General features: G+C 72.9%; 17 protein-coding genes. 10 read left to right on the top strand and 7 right to left on the bottom strand.

The window, feature by feature from the left end; genetic code table 11:
* Positions 1-58: 58 nt before the first annotated feature.
* Together uvrC and DQE82_RS09235 are read left to right on the top strand one after the other, a co-directional pair.
* Positions 59-2,008 carry an excinuclease ABC subunit UvrC gene (gene uvrC / locus DQE82_RS09240; RefSeq protein ID WP_043329617.1) on the top strand — a complete coding sequence of 650 codons (1,950 nt, stop codon included), beginning with the start codon at positions 59-61 and terminating at the stop codon, positions 2,006-2,008.
* A gap of 762 nt (positions 2,009-2,770) precedes the next feature.
* Positions 2,771-3,427: a C39 family peptidase gene (locus tag DQE82_RS09235; RefSeq protein WP_113972485.1), complete on the top strand. Its 657-nt coding sequence runs from the start codon at positions 2,771-2,773 to the stop codon at positions 3,425-3,427.
* A gap of 103 nt (positions 3,428-3,530) precedes the next feature.
* Here the strand turns inward: DQE82_RS09235 and recQ are convergent, their stop codons facing one another.
* The gene (gene recQ / locus DQE82_RS09230) at positions 3,531-5,402 is read right to left on the bottom strand and encodes a DNA helicase RecQ (RefSeq protein ID WP_113972484.1); all 1,872 of its coding nucleotides are present in this window, start codon (positions 5,400-5,402) and stop codon (positions 3,531-3,533) included.
* Positions 5,403-5,573: 171 nt separating this feature from the next.
* Between recQ and rapZ the strand changes: the two genes are divergently transcribed.
* The 8 genes from rapZ to DQE82_RS09190 all read left to right on the top strand — a co-directional run bounded on the left by rapZ (position 5,574) and on the right by DQE82_RS09190 (position 12,623).
* Positions 5,574-6,497, top strand: coding sequence for an RNase adapter RapZ (gene rapZ / locus DQE82_RS09225; RefSeq protein WP_043329622.1), 924 nt, complete (start codon positions 5,574-5,576; stop codon positions 6,495-6,497).
* Complete coding sequence (locus DQE82_RS09220; RefSeq protein WP_113972483.1) at positions 6,494-7,501, top strand: 2-phospho-L-lactate transferase CofD family protein; 1,008 nt, start codon at positions 6,494-6,496, stop codon at positions 7,499-7,501. The genes rapZ and DQE82_RS09220 overlap by 4 nt, the downstream gene beginning before the upstream one ends.
* Before the next feature lie 54 nt (positions 7,502-7,555).
* Positions 7,556-8,536: a DNA-binding protein WhiA gene (whiA, locus tag DQE82_RS09215; protein WP_030503240.1), complete on the top strand. Its 981-nt coding sequence runs from the start codon at positions 7,556-7,558 to the stop codon at positions 8,534-8,536.
* Positions 8,537-8,799: 263 nt separating this feature from the next.
* Positions 8,800-9,804 (top strand): type I glyceraldehyde-3-phosphate dehydrogenase, encoded by a 1,005-nt coding sequence (gap, locus tag DQE82_RS09210; protein ID WP_073831419.1) that lies wholly within the window; start codon positions 8,800-8,802, stop codon positions 9,802-9,804.
* Positions 9,801-11,000 (top strand): phosphoglycerate kinase, encoded by a 1,200-nt coding sequence (gene pgk, locus DQE82_RS09205; RefSeq protein ID WP_113972482.1) that lies wholly within the window; start codon positions 9,801-9,803, stop codon positions 10,998-11,000. The genes gap and pgk overlap by 4 nt, the downstream gene beginning before the upstream one ends.
* Complete coding sequence (gene tpiA, locus DQE82_RS09200; RefSeq protein ID WP_043329625.1) at positions 11,001-11,792, top strand: triose-phosphate isomerase; 792 nt, start codon at positions 11,001-11,003, stop codon at positions 11,790-11,792.
* 95 nt (positions 11,793-11,887) lie between these two features.
* Positions 11,888-12,148, top strand: a complete 261-nt coding sequence (gene secG, locus DQE82_RS09195) for a preprotein translocase subunit SecG (RefSeq protein ID WP_043329626.1) — start codon at positions 11,888-11,890, stop codon at positions 12,146-12,148.
* A gap of 130 nt (positions 12,149-12,278) precedes the next feature.
* Positions 12,279-12,623 (top strand): RNA polymerase-binding protein RbpA, encoded by a 345-nt coding sequence (locus DQE82_RS09190; protein ID WP_018788218.1) that lies wholly within the window; start codon positions 12,279-12,281, stop codon positions 12,621-12,623.
* A gap of 65 nt (positions 12,624-12,688) precedes the next feature.
* Here the strand turns inward: DQE82_RS09190 and pgl are convergent, their stop codons facing one another.
* From pgl to tkt, 6 genes are all read right to left on the bottom strand, one after another.
* Positions 12,689-13,459 carry a 6-phosphogluconolactonase gene (pgl, locus tag DQE82_RS09185; protein WP_113972481.1) on the bottom strand — a complete coding sequence of 257 codons (771 nt, stop codon included), beginning with the start codon at positions 13,457-13,459 and terminating at the stop codon, positions 12,689-12,691.
* A 69-nt stretch (positions 13,460-13,528) separates the two neighbouring features.
* Positions 13,529-14,545, bottom strand: coding sequence for a glucose-6-phosphate dehydrogenase assembly protein OpcA (locus DQE82_RS09180; protein ID WP_043329629.1), 1,017 nt, complete (start codon positions 14,543-14,545; stop codon positions 13,529-13,531).
* Positions 14,546-14,576: 31 nt separating this feature from the next.
* Entirely contained in the window at positions 14,577-16,091 is a 1,515-nt protein-coding gene (gene zwf, locus DQE82_RS09175) for a glucose-6-phosphate dehydrogenase (RefSeq protein WP_043329630.1), read from the bottom strand.
* Positions 16,092-16,141: 50 nt separating this feature from the next.
* Positions 16,142-17,710 (bottom strand): glucose-6-phosphate isomerase, encoded by a 1,569-nt coding sequence (locus DQE82_RS09170; RefSeq protein WP_113972480.1) that lies wholly within the window; start codon positions 17,708-17,710, stop codon positions 16,142-16,144.
* Positions 17,711-17,789: 79 nt separating this feature from the next.
* Positions 17,790-18,968, bottom strand: a complete 1,179-nt coding sequence (tal, locus tag DQE82_RS09165; protein ID WP_043331133.1) for a transaldolase — start codon at positions 18,966-18,968, stop codon at positions 17,790-17,792.
* A gap of 16 nt (positions 18,969-18,984) precedes the next feature.
* Complete coding sequence (gene tkt / locus DQE82_RS09160; RefSeq protein ID WP_043329631.1) at positions 18,985-21,123, bottom strand: transketolase; 2,139 nt, start codon at positions 21,121-21,123, stop codon at positions 18,985-18,987.
* Positions 21,124-21,133 lie beyond the last annotated feature (10 nt).

Here is a 21,133-nt window from a genome sequence, read left to right as displayed (position 1 = left end):
GGTCACCCGGGGGCGCGGCGGCGGCCGGGTGTCAGGGGTGCGGACTAGGCTTGACAGCGTGGCTGACCCCTCGACGTACCGTCCCGCGCCCGGCACCATCCCGGAATCGCCAGGGGTCTACCGCTTCCGCGACGGCACCGGGCGGGTGATCTACGTCGGCAAGGCGCGCAACCTGCGCAGCCGGCTCAACTCCTACTTCGCCGACCCGGTCGGCCTGCACCAGCGCACCCGGCAGATGGTCTTCACCGCCGAGTCGGTCGACTGGATCACCGTCGCCACCGAGGTCGAGGCGCTCCAGCAGGAATACACCTGGATCAAGCAGTACGACCCGAGGTTCAACGTCCGCTACCGCGACGACAAGTCGTACCCCTATCTCGCGGTCACACTCGACGAGGAATACCCCCGGTTGCAGGTGATGCGGGGCGTCAAGCGCAAGGGCGTGCGCTACTTCGGGCCGTACTCGCACGCCTGGGCGATCCGCGAGACGCTCGACCTGCTGCTGCGCGTCTTCCCGGCGCGGACCTGCTCGTCCGGGGTGTTCAAGCGGGCCGGGCAGGTCGGCCGGCCCTGCCTGCTCGGTTACATCGGCAAGTGCTCCGCGCCGTGCGTCGGCAGCGTCACCGCCGACCAGCACCGGGAGATCGTCGACGGTTTCTGCGACTTCATGGCGGGCCGCACCGACACCATGGTCCGCCGGCTGGAGAAGGAGATGCTCGACGCCAGCGAGCAACTGGAGTTCGAGCGGGCCGCCCGCCTGCGCGACGACGTCGCGGCGCTGCGCCGGGCCATGGAGAAGCAGACCGTGGTGCTCGGCGACGGCACCGACGCCGACGTGGTCGCCTTCGCCGACGACCCGCTCGAAGCCGCCGTGCAGGTGTTCCACGTCCGCGGCGGCCGGGTGCGCGGCCAGCGCGGCTGGGTGGTGGAGAAGACCGAGGAGCTGAGCACCGGCGACCTCGTGCACCACTTCTGCACCCAGGTGTACGGCGGCGAGCAGGGCGAGGCCGACGTGCCCCGCGAGCTGCTCGTGCCCGAGCTACCAGGCGACGCCGACGCGCTCGCCGACTGGCTCTCCACCCGCCGGGGCAGCCGGGTGTCGCTGCGGGTGCCGCAGCGCGGCGACAAGCGGTCGCTGCTGGAGACCGTCGAGCGCAACGCCAAGGACGCGCTGGCCCGGCACAAGCTCAAGCGGGCCGGCGACCTGACCACCCGCAGCCAGGCGCTCGACGAGATCGCCGACGCGCTCGGCATGAACACCTCGCCGCTGCGCATCGAGTGCTACGACGTCTCCCAGATCCAGGGCACCGACGTGGTCGCCAGCATGGTCGTGTTCGAGGACGGGCTGCCCCGCAAGAGCGAGTACCGCCGCTTCATCGTGCGCGGCGCCACCGACGACCTGTCGGCCATGTCCGAGGTGCTGCGGCGGCGCTTCGCCCGCTACCTCGACGCCCGCGCCGAGACCGGGGAGCTGGGCGAGGAAACCGCCTCCGACCCGGACCGCCCCGGCATCGACCCGACCACCGGGCGGCCGCGCAAGTTCGCGTACCCGCCGCAGCTCGTGGTGGTCGACGGTGGCCCGCCGCAGGTGGCCGCCGCCGCGAAGGCGCTCGCCGAGCTGGGCATCGACGACGTGGCGCTGTGCGGACTGGCGAAGCGGCTGGAGGAGGTGTGGCTGCCCGACGACGAGTTCCCGGTGATCCTGCCCCGCACCTCCGAGGCGCTCTACCTGCTGCAACGGGTCCGCGACGAGGCGCACCGCTTCGCCATCACGTTCCACCGGCAGCGGCGCTCCAAGCGGATGACCGAATCGGCGCTGGACAACGTCCCCGGCCTCGGCGAGGTACGCCGCAAGGCGCTGCTGCGGCACTTCGGCTCGCTGAAGCGGCTGTCGTCGGCCACCGTGGAGGAGATCACCGAGGTGCCCGGGGTGGGCAGGCGTACGGCCGAGGCGATCCTGGCCGCGCTCGACGGCTCCACCGACGCCACCACGGCCGCCCCCCGTTCCTGACCCTTCGCCTGCTCGCGCCTGCTCGCGCCTGCTCGCGCCTGCTCGCGCCTGCCGTCGTGGCCCCCGGCCGCTGTCCAGCGTGCGTCAACAAACGCCCGCCGGCCCGCCACCGCCGTCGCGTGCCGTGGGTGGAACGCCGTGGGTGTCTCGGGCTGCTTTTGACACCCATGCCGCTCCAGTCGCCGTCGCCAGGTGCCTCGGGTGGAACGCCATGGGTGTCTCCGCCCGCCTTTGACACCTACGCCGTTCCAGCCATGGCTGTTCCCGGTGGGCGAAACCGCCCACCTTGCAGTTCGTGCCTAACGTATGACCGCTTTGTGAGGCTTGTCCGGGGGGCCGACTGCAAGGTCTGCCGTGCGCGTGCACCGCGAAGGCGCCGCCCAGTGCGCCCTGGGGCCGGTGTCGGTTTGCCGGGGTGGCGCGTTGTGGTCGGCGCCATGCTCACGGCGGAATCCGGGGTGGGGTGCAGGCGTTGTACATGGCTGACCGCCCAGGCACGAGGGCCGAGCGCTCAACCCGGTCCGCCTGGCGCCACGGGTCAGGTCACGGGAATCGCCCCGGCCCGGCCGTCGTTACATCCCCCGACGACGAGCACCCCCGCCGGCGGGAATGACCCCGGCCCGGTGGTCGTTACATCCCCGAGCCGCGGAGCAGCCCCTTTCGGGTCGCCCGCGCGCCAGCCCGCTCGACGGGCACCCCCCAAGACTTTCCCCCTCCGCGGCACCCCTGCCGCGTATCCCCCATTTCAGGGAGGCAACCATCATGGCTACCACTCTGCTGCGCAAGACCGTTCTGACCGCTGCCGGTGTCGTCGCCACCGCCGGTGGCATCGCCGGCCCCGCGATCGCCGCCCACGCCGCCCCGGCCGAGAAGGCCGCCATCGTCGCCGACCGCAAGAGCGGTCATGGCGAGCGTGAGCTCGACGTGCGCTACGAGGCCCAGCCCAACTTCTACTTCTGCGGCCCCGCCGCCGCCCGCAACGCGCTGAGCGTGCAGGGCAAGAACATCGACGTGCACGCCATGGCCCGCGAGATGGGCACCACCGAGGCCGGCACCAACTCCATCAACGACATCACCCCGGTACTGAACAAGGAGACCGGCGCGAAGGACGCCTACAAGTCGGTCGAGATCAGCACCCCCAAGGCCGACGACAAGCAGACCGACAAGCTGCGCGCCGACGTGGTCAAGACCGTCGACGCCGGCCGGGCCGTGGTCGCCAACATCGCCGGCACCGCCACCGACACCGACGGCAACACCCACTCCTTCGAAGGCGGCCACTACATCAGCGTCATCGGCTACCGCGACGACGGCAAGACCGTCACCATCGCCGACAGCGCCGACCCGAACACCGCCACCTACCGGATGAGCATCGACAACCTCGCCGACTGGATCGCCACCCGCGGCTACAGCACCAGCTAAGACCAACACCGCCGCACCAATGGCTGCAGAGCAAGAACGGGCAGCACGCACACCGGAAGGGCCCGACCCCCACCACAGGGGGTCGGGCCCTTCCGCGCGTACGTCAGGACTCGGCGAGTACGGCCAGGATCGCCTCGCCGTACTTGGCGAGCTTGTTCTCGCCCACCCCGCTGACCCGGGACAGCTCGGCCAGGGAAGCCGGCGGCTCGGCGGCGATCTGCCGCAGCGTCGCGTCGTGGAAGATGACGTACGCCGGGACGCCCTGCTCCTTGGCGGTGGCCGCGCGCCACGCGCGGAGCCGCTCGAAGACCGGCGCGGCGGCGGGGGAGAGGTCGGCGACCACAGTGGCCGCGCCCCGGGGCTTGGCGGACCGGCCGGCCGCCGGCCGCTCCGGCTCCTTGCGCAGCGTGACCGTACGGCGGCGGCCGAGCACGTCCGCGCTGGCCTCGGTCAGCGCCAGCGTGCCGTAGTCGCCCTCGACGGCGAGCAGACCCTCGGCGAGCAGTTGCCGCACCACGCCCCGCCACTCGGCCTCGCGCAGCTCGCTGCCGATGCCGAACGTGCTGAGCGAGTCGTGGCCGTGCTGGTCGATCTTGTCGGTGTGCTTGCCGAGCAGGATGTCGATGCTGTGCCCGGCGCCGAAGCGCTGGTTGCGTTCGCGGTCGAGCCGGTAGACGGTGGAGAGCAGCTTCTGCGCGGCGACAGTGCCGTCCCAGGACTCGGGCGGGTCGAGGCAGGTGTCGCAGTTGCCGCAGGCGGCCACGCCGGTCTCGCCGAAGTATTCGAGCAGCTGGGCGCGGCGGCAGCGGACCGTCTCGCAGAGCGCCAGCATCGCGTCCAGGTGGGCGGCGAGGTTGCGCCGGTGCGCCAGGTCGCCCTCCGACGTCTCGATCATCTTGCGCTGCTGCACCACGTCCTGCAGGCCGTACGCCAGCCAGGCGGTGGACGGCAAGCCGTCGCGCCCGGCGCGGCCGGTCTCCTGGTAGTAGCCCTCGACCGACTTCGGCAGGTCCAGGTGGGCGACGAAGCGTACGTCGGGCTTGTCGATGCCCATGCCGAACGCGATGGTGGCGACCATGACCAGCCCGTCCTCGCGCAGGAAGCGCTGCTGGTTGGTGGCGCGGGTCGTGGCGTCCAGCCCGGCGTGGTACGGCAGCGCGGGGATGCCGTTGGCGACCAGGAACTCGGCCGTCTTCTCCACCGAGGCCCGGGACAGGCAGTAGACGATGCCGGCGTCGCCCGGGTGCTCGTCGCGCAGCAGGCTGAGCAGCTGGCGGCGGGGCTCCCGCTTCGGCACGATCCGGTACTGGATGTTGGGCCGGTCGAAGCTGGCCACGAAGTGCCGGGCCTCGGTGAGCCGCAGCCGGGTGGCGATCTCGGTGCGGGTCGCCCGGGTCGCGGTGGCGGTCAGCGCGATGCGCGGCACGTCCGGCCAGCGTTCGTGCAGCATCGACAGGTTGAGGTAGTCGGGGCGGAAGTCGTGCCCCCACTGCGACACGCAGTGCGCCTCGTCGATCGCGAACAGCGCGATCCGGCCGCGTTCCAGCAGGCCGAGCGTGGACCGCACCGCGAGCCCTTCCGGGGCGAGGTAGAGCAGGTCCAGCTCGCCGGCCAGGTAGGCCGCCTCGACCCGGCGCCGCTGCGCCGGGTCCTGCGTCGAGTTGAGGAAACCGGCGCGTACGCCGACGGCGGTGAGGGCGTCGACCTGGTCCTGCATGAGCGCGATCAGCGGGGAGACCACTACCGCCACGCCGTCGCGGACCAGCGCGGGGATCTGGTAGCACAGCGACTTGCCGCCACCGGTGGGCATGAGCACCAGCGCGTCGCCGCCGGACACCACGTGTTCGACGACGTCCTGCTGGAAGCCGCGGAAGGCGTCGTACCCGAAGACCCGCCGCAACACGTCGAGCGCGTCGCCGGTCGGTGGGGAGCCGGCCGGTGCGGAGGTGGTCCGCTCGTCGGTGGGGGAGACCATCCGCGCAGTCTACGAGCGTCCCCCGACAGCGCCCGTCCGGCGAGCCGGTCCGGGGGTGGCGACATGTTCCGGTGGTCACCCCGTGGAATCCCGGACGGGGTCGCAGCCGTTAGAGTCGCTGATTGACCATGCGCGGCCGACCGGCCGCGGCGCCACGGCTGGGGGTAGCGGGTGAGCGAGGCGCGTACAGCGGGTGACCTGGGGCCGAGCGAGGCGGAGACGGCGCCGGCCGAGTCGGACACCTCACTGGTGGTGGTGACCGGGCTGTCCGGCGGCGGGCGCAGCACGGTGGCCCGGGCGCTGGAGAACGTCGGCTACTACGTGGTCGACAACCTGCCCCAGGCGCTGCTGCTCGACATGGCCGAGCTGGCCTTCAAGGCCGGCGGCGCGGCCCGGCGTACGGCGATGGTGCTGGACGTGCGCTCGCGCGCCTTCTCCACCGACCTGGCCGGGGCGATCCGGGAGCTGCGCGAGCGCGGCTTCTCCCCCCGGGTGGTCTTCGTCGACGCCGACGACGAGGTGCTGATCCGCCGGTTCGAGAGCGTGCGCCGCTCGCACCCGCTGCAGGGCGACGGGCGGCTGGCCGACGGCATCGCCGTCGAGCGGACGCTGCTGGAGGAGGCACGCGAGCAGGCCGACGTGATCATCGACACCAGCCACCTGAACGTGAACCAGCTTCGGCGCCGGGTGGAGGAGCTGTTCGGCGGCGAGGACGCCCGCCGGCTGCGGATCACCGTGATCTCGTTCGGCTTCAAGTACGGCCTGCCGCCGGACGCCGACTTCGTGATGGACGCCCGGTTCCTGCCGAACCCGTACTGGGTGCCGGAGCTGCGCGAGCACACCGGCCGGGAGGAGGCGGTCAGCGCGTACGTGCTGGGCCAGGAGGGCGCGGACGCCTTCGTGGCCGGGTACGCCGACCTGGTCAACGCCACCACCGCCGGTTTCGAGCGGGAGGGCAAGCGCTACCTGACCGTGGCGGTCGGCTGCACCGGCGGCAAGCACCGCAGCGTGGCGATCGCCGAGGAGCTGGCCGCCCGGCTGCGCCGCTCCGGTATCGCCGCCAACGCCCAGCACCGGGACCTGGGGCGGGAGTGACCCCGACCAGGGTGGTCGCCTTCGGTGGCGGGCACGGGCTCTCGGCGTCGCTGCGGGCGCTGCGGCACTGCGTACCCGAACTGGACCTGGACATCACCGCGGTGGTCACCGTCGGCGACGACGGCGGGTCCAGCGGGCGGCTGCGCGCGGAGCGCGGCGGCCTGCCCCCGGGTGACCTGCGTCAGGCGCTCGTGGCGCTGGCCGGCGACCATCCGGCCACCCGGCGCAGCGCGGCGCTGTTCCAGTACCGCTTCACCACCGCGACGCCGCCCCCGCCGACGCTCGCCGCGCCGGTCCCGCCCGCCCGCGCCGGCGACTCGCTCGCCGGCCACGCGGTCGGCAACCTGCTGCTGCACGGCCTGACCGAGCTGCTCGGCGATCCGGTGGCCGCGCTCGACCACGCGGGCGCGATGCTCGGCGCGGTGGGGCGGGTGCTGCCGATGTCCCGCCAGCCGGTGGGCATCGAGGCCCGGGTCCGCGGCGCGGACCCGGCCCATCCGGACGAGGTGTCCACCGTGCGCGGCCAGCACCAGGTCGCGGTCACCCCGGGCACCGTCGAGTCGCTGCGGCTCAACCCACCCGCGCCGGCCGCGTGCGCCGAGGCGGTGACAGCGGTACGCGCCGCGGACTGGCTGATCTTCGGGCCGGGCAGCTGGTACACGAGCGTGCTGCCGCACCTGCTGGTGCCGGGCCTGGCCGACGCGATCGTCTCCAGTCCGGCGCGGCGGCTGGTGACGCTCAACCTGGTGGCGGAGAAGGAGACCTCGGGGCTCTCCCTGCCCGACCATCTGGACACGCTGCGGCGCTATCTGCCCGAGCTGAAGGTGGACCGGGTGCTGGCGGACTCCACGGCGGTGGGTGATCCCGCGGCGGTCGAACGTGCGGCAGAATCGCTTGGTGCCCGGCTGGTCCTCGCTCCCGTCGCCGTCCTCGACGGCACGCCCCGTCATGATCCAGCCGCACTGGGCGCCGCGCTGGTGCCTGTCCTGCGCGCCGATCGTTAGACACGTACGTAATCACCGGCGACACGCCGGAACCGGTCCGTGAGGGGGCGCACTATGGCGATGACGGCTGCGGTCAAGGACGAGCTGAGTCGGGTCGACGTGCCCAAGCCCTGCTGTCGGCGGGCGGAGATGGCCGCCCTGCTGCGTTTCGCCGGCGGCCTGCACATCGTGTCCGGCCGCGTCGTGGTCGAGGCGGAGCTGGACACCGGCGCGGTGGCCCGCCGGCTGCGGCGGGAGGTGGCCGAGGTCTACGGCTACCCGAGCGAGATCCATGTGCTCGCCTCCGGCGGCCTGCGCAAGGGCAGCCACTTCATCGTGCGGGTGGTCAAGGACGGCGAGGCGCTCGCCCGGCAGACCGGCCTGCTCGACGTGCGGGGCCGCCCGGTGCGCGGCCTGCCGCCGCACGTGGTGGCCGCGAACGTCTGCTGCGCCGTGTCGGCCTGGCGGGGCGCGTTCATGGCGCACGGCTCGCTGACCGAGCCGGGCCGCTCCAGCGCGCTGGAGATCACCTGCCCCGGCCCGGAGTCGGCGCTGGCGCTCGTCGGCGCGGCCCGCCGCATCGGCATCACCGCGAAGAACCGCGAGGTGCGCGGCGTGGACCGGGTGGTGGTCAAGGACGGCGACGCGATCGCCGCGCTGCTCACCCGCATAGGAGCGCACTCCAGCGTGCTGGCCTGGGAGGAGCGGCGGGTACGCCGGGAGGTGCGCGCCACCGCCAACCGGCTGGCCAACTTCGACGACGCCAATCTGCGCCGCTCGGCCCGGGCCGCGGTGGCCGCCGCCGCCCGGGTGACCCGCGCGCTGGAGATCCTCGCCGACGACGCGCCCAACCACCTGACCTCGGCCGGCCGGCTGCGGCTGGAGCACCGTCAGGCGTCCCTGGAGGAGCTGGGCGCGCTCGCCGAGCCGCCGCTGACCAAGGACGCCATCGCCGGCCGGATCCGCCGGCTGCTCGCGCTGGCCGACAAGCGCGCCCGCGACCTGGGCATCCCGGATACGGAAGCGGCAGTCACGCCCGACATGCTCGTGGTCTGATAGGACTCGGGCGGCGAGCACGCGAGCGGGATCACCACCCGCCGCAGCGCGACGCCGCACGCTCGGATATGGTCGCTGCGTACGGCAAGGGGGCCGCGCACAGGCATCCCTCGCCGTGCTCACCGCCTCGGGCGGTCAGGTCTCCGTGACCGCGGCGGGGTGGCCGAGATGACATGTCGACGGCCGGCTCCAACGGTCGGCGCACACACCTCCGCCGGCCCCGGTCTGGCGCCGGCGGACCAGAACGCGAGGAGATGGGACCTGTGACCATCCGGGTTGGCATCAACGGCTTCGGCCGGATCGGCCGCAACTTCTTCCGGGCAGTGCTGGCGTCCGGCGCTGACATCGAGGTCGTGGCGGTCAACGACCTGACCGACAACGCGACGCTCGCCCACCTTGTCAAGTACGACAGCATCCTGGGCCGCCTCCCGCACGAGGTGAAGGCCACCGCCGACGAGATCACCGTGGGCGGCAAGACCATCAAGGCGTACGCCGAGAAGGACCCGGCGAACCTGCCGTGGGGCGAGGTCGGCGCCGACGTCGTCATCGAGTCCACCGGCTTCTTCACCGACGGCACCAAGGCGAAGGCGCACCTCGACGGCGGGGCCAAGAAGGTCATCATCTCCGCGCCGGCGAAGAACGAGGACGTCACCGTGGTCATGGGCGTCAACCAGGACCAGTACGACCCGGCCAAGCACAACATCATCTCGAACGCCTCCTGCACCACGAACTGCCTCGCGCCGATGGCGAAGGTGCTGCAGGACACGTTCGGCATCCAGCAGGGCCTGATGACCACCATCCACGCGTACACGCAGGACCAGAACCTGCAGGACGCGCCGCACAAGGACCTGCGCCGGGCCCGCGCCGCCGCGCTGAACATCGTGCCGACCTCGACCGGCGCCGCGAAGGCGATCGGCCTGGTGCTGCCGGAGCTGAAGGGCAAGCTCGACGGTTACGCGCTGCGCGTGCCGATCCCGACCGGCTCGGCCACCGACCTGACCGTCACGGTCGGCCGGGAGACCACTGTGGACGAGGTCAACGCCGCGCTCAAGGCCGCCGCCGAGGGCCCGCTGCGGGGCATCCTCACCTACAACGAGGACCCGATCGTCTCCGCCGACATCGTGACCGACCCGGCGTCGTGCATCTTCGACGCGCCGCTGACCAAGGTGATCGGCAACCAGGTCAAGGTCGTCGGCTGGTACGACAACGAGTGGGGCTACTCGAACCGCCTGGTGGACCTGGTCAAGCTGGTCGGTCAGTCGCTGTGAGCATCCGCAACCTCGACGACCTGCTCGCCGAGGGGGTGTCGGGTCGGCGCGTGCTGGTGCGCGCCGACCTGAACGTCCCGCTCGACAAGCAGACCGGTGAGATCACGGACGACGGCCGGATCCGGGCCGTCCTGCCGACGCTGAGCGCGCTGGTGCAGGCCGGCGCGAAGGTGGTCGTCTGCTCGCACCTGGGCCGCCCGAAGGGCGCGCCGGACCCGCAGTTCAGCCTCCGTCCGGTCGCCGGGCGGCTCGGTGAGCTGCTCGGCGCCTCGGTGGCCTTCGCCGAGGACACCGTCGGTGACTCGGCGCGGTCCACCGTGGCCGAGCTGGCCGACGGCCAGGTGGCGCTGCTGGAGAACCTGCGGTTCAACAAGGGCGAGACCAGCAAGGACGACGCGGAGCGGGGCGCGTTCGCCGACCAGCTCGCCGCGCTCGGCGACGCCTACGTGGACGACGCGTTCGGCGCTGTGCACCGCAAGCACGCCAGCGTGCACGACGTGCCGGCCCGGCTGCCGCACTTCGCCGGCCGGCTGGTGCTGCGCGAGGTCGAGGTGCTTAGCCGCCTCACCGGCTCCCCGGAGCGGCCGTACGTGGTGGTGCTGGGCGGCTCGAAGGTCTCCGACAAGCTGGCCGTGATCGAGGCGCTGCTGCCGACCGTGGACCGGCTGCTCATCGGCGGCGGGATGTGCTTCACCTTCCTCAAGGCCCAGGGCCACGAGGTGGGCACGTCGCTGCTGGAGAAGGACATGGTCGAGACCTGCCGCAACCTGATGGAGCGCGCGCCCGGCAAGATCATGCTCCCGGTCGACGTGGTGGCCGCCGACGCGTTCGCGCCGGACGCCGCGCACGACACCGTGCCCGCCGACGGCATCCCCAGCCACCGGCTGGGCCTGGACATCGGCCCGGAGACGGTGGCCGGCTTCGCGGCCGCGCTGTCGCAGGCGAAGACCATCTTCTGGAACGGCCCGATGGGCGTGTTCGAGATGGCGGCGTTCGCCAACGGCACCCGGGGCGTGGCCGAGGCGATCACCAAGGCCGACGCGTTCAGCGTGGTCGGTGGCGGCGACTCGGCCGCGGCGGTGCGCGCGCTGGGCCTGGACGAGTCCTCGTTCGGGCACATCTCCACCGGCGGTGGCGCCTCCCTGGAATACCTGGAGGGCAAGACCCTCCCCGGCATCGCGGCTCTGGAGAACTGAATGGCGAGCACGACCCGCCGGCCGCTGATGGCCGGCAACTGGAAGATGAACCTGAACCACCTCGAGGCCAACCTGCTGGTGCAGAAGCTGGCCGCGAGCCTGAACGAGAAGCAGCTCACCGACGTCGAGTGCGTGGTGCTGCCGCCCTTCACCGACCTGCGTACCGTGCAGACCGCTGTGGACGGCGACAAGCTGCTGATCGGCTACGGCGCGCAGGACCTGTCGCCGCATCCGTCCGGCGCGTACACCGGTGACATCGCCGGGCCGATGCTGGCGAAGCTGGGCTGCGGCTACGTGGTGGTCGGCCACTCCGAGCGGCGGCAGTACCACCACGAGGACGACGCGCTGGTCAACGCGAAGGTGTCGGCGGCGCTGGCGAACGGGCTCACCCCGATCCTCTGCATCGGCGAGGGCCTGGAGGTCCGGGAACAGTCGGGGCAGGTGCGGCACTGCTGCGACCAGCTCGACGGCGCGCTGAAGGGGCTCACCGCCGAGCAGGTCACCAAGGTCGTCGTCGCGTACGAGCCGGTCTGGGCGATCGGCACCGGCAAGACGGCCACGCCGGAGGACGCCCAGGAGGTCTGCGGCGCGGTGCGCAAGCGCATCGCCGAGACCTACGACGAGGGCACCGCCGAGCAGGTCCGGATCCTGTACGGCGGGTCGGTCAAGGCGTCGAACGTCGCCGCGATCATGGCGCAGCCGGACGTGGACGGGGCCCTGGTCGGGGGCGCCAGCCTGGACGCGGAGGAGTTCGCGCAGATCTGCCGGTTCCCGGAGCACACCGCCCGCTGATCGCTCGCTATCCTTGACGCTGCCCGTCCACCGGCCGGTGCCGCAGTGCCCGACAGGTCCGGGCAGTGATCGCAACGAGAGGACTGACCCCCGCCATGCCGATCTGGTTCGCCTACACGATGATCACGTTGCTGGTCATCACCAGCGTGCTGCTCGTCCTGCTGATCCTCCTGCACCGCGGTAAGGGCGGCGGGTTGTCGAGCATGTTCGGCGGCGGCGTCAGCTCCAGCCTGGCCGGTTCGTCCGTGGCCGAGAAGAACCTCGACCGCTACACCGTTCTGGTGGGAATCGTCTGGTTCGCCTGCATCATCGGGCTCGGGCTCTGGCTGCGGTTGCAGATGGCCAACGGCACCTGAGTCGGCGCTGAGAAGCGTACAATCTGCGCGCGGTCCGTCACGGACCGCGCGCAGTTTTGTTTCTCCGCGCGTCGCCCGTCGCCCACCCCCTCCGGCGGCGGTCCCCTCCGACGACAGGGAGCGAGCAACCGTGCCCAGCAACAACGTCATCCGCGGCACCCGGATCGGGTCCGCCCCCGAGCGCTTCGACCAGCGCGTGGAGCCCGCGCCGCGCCGCCCGGTCGTCTACTGGTGCCGCCACGGTCACCGGGTCGAGTTCCTGATCGCCGCCGAGGCGGAGACGCCGGCCACCTGGGAGTGCCCCCGCTGCGGCGAGCCGGCCGGCCCCGACCCGGGCGACCCGCCGGGCCGCCAGCGCGCCGAGCCCTACAAGACCCACCTGGCGTACGTGCAGGAGCGGCGCACGCCGGAGGAGGGGGAGGCGCTGCTCGCCGAGGCCCTCGACGCGCTGCGCCGACGTCGTGGCCGCGCCTGAGCCGAGGCGTTAAGAAGGGGCCCCTTCTCTACCGGAGGCGTTAAGAAGGGGCCCTTCCTTACACCTCAGCGGAGGCTGCGCAGGCGCGGCGGCACGTTGGCCGCCGCGGCCCGGTCGAGCAGCCAGAGCGTACGGGAGACGCCCTGCACCCCGGCGGCCGGCAACTGCACCGGCCCGGCCCCGGCCAGCGCCATGCCCACCGCCCGGGCCTTGTCCGCCCCGGCGGCGATCAGCCACACCTCCTCGGCCGTGTTGATCGTCGGCAGGGTCAGCGTGGTACGCACCGGCGGCGGCTTCGGGCTGCCCCGTACCGCGCTGACCGGGCGGTTGTCGTGGTGCACCGGGTGCTCCGGGAACACCGACGCCACGTGCCCGTCCTCGCCGACGCCGAGCATCAGCACGTCGAAGTGGGGCACGATCGCGTTCCCGGGCCGGGCGGCGGCGGCCAGCTCCCGCGCGTACCCGGCGGCGGCCGCCTCCGGGTCGTCACCGGCCGGGCCGTCGGACGCCGGCATCGGGTGCACCCGGGCCGGGTCCAGCGGCACCGTGTCCAGCAGCGCCGCCCGCGCCTGCGTCTCGTTGCGCTCCGGGTCGCCGGCGGGCAGGAACCGCTCGTCGCCCCACCACACGTCGACCCGGGACCAGTCGACCGCGTCCCGGGCGGGCAGCTGCCCGACCGCCCGGTACACCGCAGCGGCGATCCGCCCGCCGGTCAGCACCACCGACGCCTGGCCGCGCTCGGCCTGCGCGTCGAGCAGCTTCACCACCAACCGGGCCGCCACCGCCTGCGCCAGCAGGTCGGGGTCGGCGTGTACGGCGACACTCGCCTCAGTCATCCGTCGAGCCCTCGTGTTCCGACCGCCCACCGGCGGTCACCTGTGCCTCCGACCACCCGGTCCGGGCGGTCACTCGTTCGCGGTCGCGCCCGCGTGCGCGGTCACGCCGGCCTCGGCCCGCTGGGCGGTCGCCGGATCCTTCCACACGTGCACCCGCTGGGCCGGCCGCTGGTCGAGTCCGGTGATCCCGGCCGCAGCGCCGAGCGCCTCCGCGTACACCTGGTCGGCGTCGAGGCGGCGCAGCTCCTCGGCCAGCTCGTCACCGAGCGGCCGGCGGACCAGCGGCAGCGTGCGGTCCTCCTGCCCGGTACGCCGGAACACCGCGATGCTGTCGTCGCGGGTCAGCGTCAGCTCGTCGCCGTTGGCGCAGCGCAGCTGCACCTGACGCATGCGCGGGAACTCGTCGGTCCGCTCCCAGGTCGGTTCGATGCCGAGCCGGGCCTTGAGCCACCCGCTCATCAGCGCGGCCGTCGGGTCCGACGGGGGCGCCACCACGCTGGCCTCGGTGACCCGGGCCTGGGTGGTGTCGAACGCGCCCGCCACCAGCGTGCGCCACGGGGTGATCCGGGTCCACGCCAGGTCGGTGTCGCCGGGGGCGTAGTCGTGGGCCCGCTGCCGCAGCGCGGCGATCGGGTCGGCCGCCTGCGCCGAGTCGGTGATCCGCCGGTCGGCCACCACACCGAGGAAGTCGGTGGCGATCTCCTCCGGCGGCTCGCCGTGCCACCACGTCACCACCGGTACGTCCGGCACCAGCAGCGGCATCACCACGGATTCGGCGTGCAGCGCGAGCCGCCCGTACATCCGGGTCACCACCGCCTCGCACGGCCCGAGCCGGCCGCCCACGACGATCTCCGCGTCCAGCCGGTTGCGGTCGCGCTCCACGTCGGAGCGGACCACCACGAGCAGGCGGCAGGGGTGCGCCGCCGCGGCGATGGTGGCGGCCGCCTCGGCCTCCCGGACCCGCTTCTCGTCCACCACCACGATCAGCGTGAGCGCCATGCCGCTGGCCACCCCGCCCGCGCTGCGCCGTTCCGCGGCCAGCGCCTTGACCACCTCGTTGCCGGTGGTGTCCCACAGCCCGATCAATGGAGCCTCCTGGTTCGCTCGCAGTGCTCGCTCACGCTCTCCGCCAAGCCCGGCCCTCGCGGGCCAGCATCTCGTCGGCGGCCCGGGGTCCCCACTCGCCGGCCCGGTACGGCTCCGGCGTCGTGCCCTCCCAGGCGTGTTCCAGCGGGTCGACGACCTGCCAGCTCTGCTCGACCTCGGCGGCGTCCGGGAACAGCGTCCGGTCGCCGATCAGTACGTCCAGCACGAGCCGCTCGTACGCCTCGGGGCTGGACTCGGTGAACGCCTCGCCGTACTGGAAGTCCATCGCGATGTCGCGGACCTCCATCGTGGTGCCCGGCACCTTGGAGCCGAACTTCAGCACCACGCCCTCGTCCGGCTGCACGCGGATGACGAGCTGGTTGGGACCGAGGGACTCCATGTCGGCGGCGTTGAACGGCAGGTGCGGCGCCTTCTTGAACATGATGGCCACCTCGGTGACCCGCCGGGGCAGCCGCTTGCCGGCCCGGATGTAGAACGGCACCCCGGCCCAGCGCCGGTTCTGGATGCCCAGCTTCACCGCCACGTACGTCTCGGTGGTGGAGCCCGCCGGGACGCCCTCCTCCTCCAGGTAGCCCTTGGCGCGCTCGCCGCCCACCCAGCCGGGCAGGTACTGGCCCCGCACGGTGTCCTCGGAGACGTCGTGCGGCACGGTGATCGCCTTGAGCACCTTGAGCTTCTCGGCGCGGATCTCGTCGGCGTCGAAGCTCGTCGGCTCCTCCATCGCGACCAGCGCGAGCAGTTGGAGCAGGTGGTTCTGGAGCACGTCACGGGCGGTGCCGACGGAGTCGTAGAAGGCGGCCCGGGTGCCGATGCCGACGTCCTCGGCCATGGTGATCTGCACCGAGTCGACGTACTTGGAGTTCCACAGCGGCTCGAACAGGTTGTTCGCGAACCGCAGCGCCAGGATGTTCTGGACCGTCTCCTTGCCCAGGTAGTGGTCGATCCGGAACACGTCCTGGCGGGTGAAGACGTCGTCGACCAGGTCGTTGAGCGCCTTGGCCGAGGGCAGGTCGTTGCCGAACGGCTTCTCCACCACCACGCGGCGCCAGCCGCCGGACCTGTCGTTGTCGGCCATGCCGGTGCGGGCGAGCTGCTTGAGCACCACCGGGAACGCCGCCGGGGGGATGGAGAAGTAGAAGGCGGCGTTGCCGGCGATGCCGTGCGAGTCGCGCAGCTCGTCGAGCGTGGCGGCGAGCTGGTCGAACGCGGCGTCGTCGTCGAACGAGCCGCCGACGAACTTGATGTTGCCGGCCAGCCGGGCCCACACCTCCTCCCGCCACGGGGTGCGGGCGTGCTTCTTGGCCGCCTCGTGCGCCACCGACTCGAAGTCGCCGTCGCCCCAGTCCCGGCGGGCGAAGCCCAGCACCACGAAACCGGGCGGCAGGAGCCCCCGGTTGGCCAGGTCGTAGACCGCCGGCAGTAGTTTCTTGCGGGCCAGATCGCCGGTCACCCCGAAGATCACCAGGGCACACGGCTCGGGGATCCGGGGCAACCGCCGGTCCTGGACGTCGCGCAGCGGGTTCACCGGGCCACCTCCTCCTGCGTCTCGGTCCGCTGATTCCAGGTCATTGATCGTCACGTGCGTGTCCGTCCGGCCGTATCCAGCAGCTGGGCGACGCCAGCCGCCCGCTTGGTCAGGTGCAGTCGCAGCACCGGTCGTTCCCGGCCGGCCAGGGCCCGCCGGTCACCGGCGGCCTGGGCCGCCTGGAGCTGCGCGAAGGTGTACGGACGACCGGGCACTTCCAGATCATCGGTGACCGCACCGGTGATCTGGAGGTGCCGGCCGCGGGTGTCCGTGTGCTCCGGCCGGCGCGGTCCCCAGGTGAAGGTGACCGGCCGCCGGGTGTGCCGTGCCAGCAGCGGGCGCAGCCCGGCCAGCGCCGCGTCGGCCCGCGGGTCGAGGTACGCGGTGACCGCGAGGTGTTCCCGTTCGCCCAGCTCGTCGAGCAGCCAGCACAGCGCGCCGGTCAGGTCGGCCGGCGCGCCGCTCGGGGCGTACACCTCGATCGCGTCCTCCACCGACGACGGCGGCCCGCTGTCCGCCTCGTCGTCGGCCGCCGCGGCGGCGGGCGCCGCGAACGGGTCGGTCCGCAGCGTCACCGCGGCGGTCGCGCCGGCGTAGGTCCAGGTGAGCAGGTGCGCGCCGAGCGGCCCGTTGACGGCGACGTCGGCGGCCACGCCCGGGCCGACGCCCGCGCCGAGGGCGCCGCCGAGACCGACTGTGAGCACGCCCGGCCCGGTGGCGCCGGGGGAGTCGGGGGACTCCACGGCCACCGGCAGGAGCCGTCCGCCGGTCGCGTCGGCGAGCAGCGCGCCCGCCCAGCGGCCCAGGCCGTCGAGTCCGGTGCCGTCGGGGACCAGCGCGACCGTGTGCCGGCCCTCGCCGGGCGCCGCGCCCAGGGCCGCGCCGAGCGCGAGGCCCGGATTGTCCCGGGCCCGGTCGAGCGCGGCGGTGAGCGCCTCCGCCTCGTCCAGCACCTCGGCGACCGGCGCGCCGGCCAGCGCCGCCGGGACCACGCCGAACGCGGTGAGCGCGGCCCACGGCCCGGCCACGCCGGGCTCGGCCGGGAGCACCACCGCGCCCAGCTCGTCGGCGCGCGCCGCGAGGTCCGTGCCGGGCTCGGTGACCACCACGACGTGCCGGGCGGCATCCGGGCCCTCGTCCGCCCACGCCTGCCGGTAGGCCCGCAGGTGGGCGTCGGTGGTCCGGTCCAGGCCGTGCCGGGCGGCGAGCACCAGGAGGGTACGCGCCGGGCGGTCGGCGAGCGCGGCCCGGACCGGCCCCGGATCGGCGGTGTCGAGCACCGTCACCGGCCGGCCCAGGCATTCGGCCAGCACCTCGGCGGCGAGCGTGTCGTCGGGGGCGCCGGCCAGCACCACGTGGTCCAGGTCGCTCAGCTCGGCGGCCAGCTCGGCGAGCTGGGGGAGCAGGTCCCGGCTGCGCCGGTGGGCGTGCAGCCAGCCCAGCCGGTCGAGGGCCGCCGGCTCGGCGGCGGGCCCCCAGAGGGCCGGGTCGGCGGCGGCGAGCCGGGCCGGGACGTCGTGGGCGACGAGCGTGGCGCGCGCCGACGCGCCCAGGGCGTCCGCGCCGCGCACGGCCAGACCGGCGGCCATGTCGGCCCGCCCGGCCAGCAGGTCACTCACGGTGCCGCCCCTCACCCAAACCACGGTACGGCGCGACGCGCCCCGGGGCCGGGCCCCGGGACGCGTCGGACGCCGTCTGTCACGCGTTGCCGCCGGCCTGCTGCGCCGCCTGCGCGTTCTTCCCGGCCGCCCGGTGCGGGCTGCCCGAGCCCTTGGCCGCCTCGGCGAGGGACTTCTTGACCCCCTCCAGCAGCTCCACCCAGCTCGCCTCGAACTTCTCCACGCCCTCGCGCTCCAGCGTGGCGATCACGTCGGACAGGTCAACGCCCACCGCCAGCAGGTCGGCGAAGACCTGGCGGGCGTCGTCGTACGCGACGGTGACGGTGTCCGGCTTCGTCTCGCCGTGCTCGGCGTAGGCGTGGATCACCGGCTCCGGCATGGTGTTGACGGTGCCGGGCGCGATCAGCTCCTCGACGTAGATGACGTCCCGGTAGTCCGGGTTCTTCGTCGAGGTGGAGGCCCACAGCGGGCGCTGCGGGTGGGCGCCCGCGTCGGCCAGCTTCTGCCAGCGCGCCGAGGAGAACACCTCGCCGTAACGCTCGTACGCCAGCCGGGCGTTGGCGACAGCGGCCTTGCCGCGCAGCGCCTTGGCCCGGTCCGAGCCGATCTTCTCCAGCCGCTTGTCCACCTCGGTGTCGACCCGGGAGACGAAGAACGAGGCGACCGAGCCGATCTTCGAAAGGTCGTGCCCGTTCGCCTGCGCCTGCTCCAGCCCGGCCAGGAAGGCCTCCATCACCTGCGAGTACCGGTCCAGGCCGAAGATCAGCGTGACGTTGACGCTGATCCCCTCGGCCAGCGTCGCGGTGATCGCGGGCAGGCCCTCCTCGGTGGCCGGGATCTTGATGAACAGGTTCGGCCGGTCGACCAGCCACCACAGCGCCTTGGCCTCGGCGACGGTCTTCGCCGCGTCGTGCGCCGAGCGCGGGTCCACCTCGATCGACACCCGGCCGTCCACGCCGCCGCTGGTCTCGTACGACGGGCGCATCACGTCGCAGGCCCACCGCACGTCGTACGTGGTGAGCATGCGGACCGCCTCCTCGACGTCCACACCACGTACGGCGAGGTCACGAAGCTGCCAGTCGTACTCGCCGGCGTCGCTCAGCGCCTTGGCGAAGATCGTCGGATTGGTGGTCACCCCGGCTACGTGGCTCTCCCGGCGCAGCTTGTCCAGCCCGCCGGAGCTCAGCCGTACCCGGGAAAGGTCGTCGAGCCAGATCGCCACCCCGGCGCCCTGGAGCTCCTTCAGCCTGTCCGTCATGCCGTCCACGCTCCCCTCAGTTGCCGGTCGTGAAACCGGTGATGTCGCCCACCCGGGTCAGCGCCGCGTGCGCGGCGGCCACGATCCGGTCGGGGGTGAACCCGAACTGCTCGAAGAGCACGGTGTGCGGCGCGCTGGCGCCGTAGTGCTCGATGCTCACGCACTCGCCGCTGTCGCCGACGATCGCGCGCCACGACATCGCGATGCCCGCCTCCACGCTCACCCGTGCCTTTACCCCGCGCGGCAGCACCGACTCCCGGTACGCCTCGTCCTGCGCGAAGAACCACTCCTGGCAGGGCATGGAGACGACCCGGGTGGGGGTGCCGTCGGCCTCCAGCCGCTCCCGTGCGGTGAGGCAGAGCTGCACCTCGGAGCCGGTGCCGACGAGGATCACCTGCGGCTTGCCGTTCGACGCCTCGGCCAGCACGTACCCGCCCTTGGCGACGCCCTCGGCGCCGGCCAGGTCGGTGCGGTCGAACGTCGGCAGCGCCTGGCGGCTGAGCGCCAGCGCGGTCGGCCGGTCGGTGTGCTCCAGCGCCTGCCGCCACGCCCAGACCGTCTCGTTGGCGTCGGCCGGGCGCACCACGTCCAGGCCGGGGATGGCCCGCAGCGCGGTCAGGTGCTCGATCGGCTGGTGCGTCGGGCCGTCCTCGCCGAGGCCGATCGAGTCGTGCGTCCAGACGTACGTCACCGGCAGCTTCATCAGCGCGGCCAGCCGCACCGCCGGGCGCATGTAGTCGCTGAACACCAGGAACGTGCCGCCGTACGGGCGGGTGCCGCCGTGCAGGGCGATGCCGTTGAGGATCGCGCCCATGGCGTGCTCGCGGATGCCGAAGTGCAGCGTGCGGCCGTACTCGTCACCGGGGAAGTCCTTCGTGGCGTGCGCAGCCGGGACGAACGACGGCTCGCCCTTCATCGTGGTGTTGTTGCTCTCGGCCAGGTCGGCCGAGCCGCCCCACAGCTCCGGCAGCACCGGCGCCAGGGCCTCCAGGATCTTGCCGGAGGCGGCCCGGGTGGCGACGCCCTTGGCGTCCGCCGGGAAGGTCGGCAGCGCGTCGGTCCAGCCGGTCGGCAGCGTACGGGTGGCCATCCGGTCCCACAGCGCCTTGCGCTCCGGGTTGGCCTGCGCCCAGGCGTCGAACCCGGTGGTCCACTCGGCCTGCTCCTGCGCGCCACGCTCCAGCACCTGACGGGCGTGCTTGAGCACCTCCTCGTCGACCTCGAAGGTGCGCTGCGGGTCGAAGCCGAGGATCTCCTTGGTGGCCTTCACCTCGTCCGCGCCGAGCGCCGAGCCGTGGATCTTGCCGGTGTTCTTCTTGTTCGGCGCGGGCCAGCCGATGATGGTGCGCAGCGCGATGAACGACGGCCGGCCGGTCTCCGCCTTGGCGGCCAGCAGCGCCTGGTACAGCGCCTCCACGTCCTCGTGGTAGTCGCCCTGGTCGGCGTCGCCGCTGCGCCAGTCGACGGTCTGCACGTGCCAGCCGTACGCCTCGTAGCGGGCCGCCACGTCCTCGCTCTTGGCGATGCGGGTGTCGTCCTCGATCGAGATCTCGTTGTCGTCGTAGATCACGCAGAGGTTGCCGAGCTGCTGGTGACCGGCGAGCGCGCTGGCCTCGTGGGTGATGCCCTCCTCGATGTCACCGTCGGAGGCGATGCACCAGATGTCGTGCCGGAACGGCGAGTCGGCGCGGTCCGGCTCGCTGTCGAACAGGCCGCGCTCGCGGCGGGCCGCCATCGCCATGCCGACCGCGTTGCCGAGGCCCTGGCCGAGCGGCCCGGTGGTGGTCTCCACGCCCGGGGTGTGGCCGTGCTCCGGGTGACCCGGGGTGAGCGAGCCCCACTGGCGCAGCGCCTTGAGGTCGTCCAGCGACAGCGGGTAGCCGGAGAGGAAGAGCTGGATGTAGAGCGTCAGGCTGGAGTGGCCGGCGGAGAGCACGAACCGGTCGCGCCCGGCCCAGTTCGGGTCGGCGGGGTTGTGCCGCATGACCCGGTTGAAGAGCAGGTACGCCACCGGGGCGAGGCTCATCGCCGTCCCCGGGTGGCCGTTGCCGGATTTCTCCACGGCGTCCATGGCCAGCACGCGGACCGTGTCGACGGCCCTGCGGTCGAGGTCGGACCAGTTGAGAGCGGGAAGCTCGGGTCGGTTGGCAGCCACGATGGTTGTG

The organism is Micromonospora sp. LHW51205 (genome assembly GCF_003315815.1).
Lineage (GTDB): Bacteria > Actinomycetota > Actinomycetes > Mycobacteriales > Micromonosporaceae > Micromonospora > Micromonospora chalcea.
Note: the sequence above shows the minus strand (reverse complement) of the source record. Positions and strands in the feature narration are given on the sequence as shown.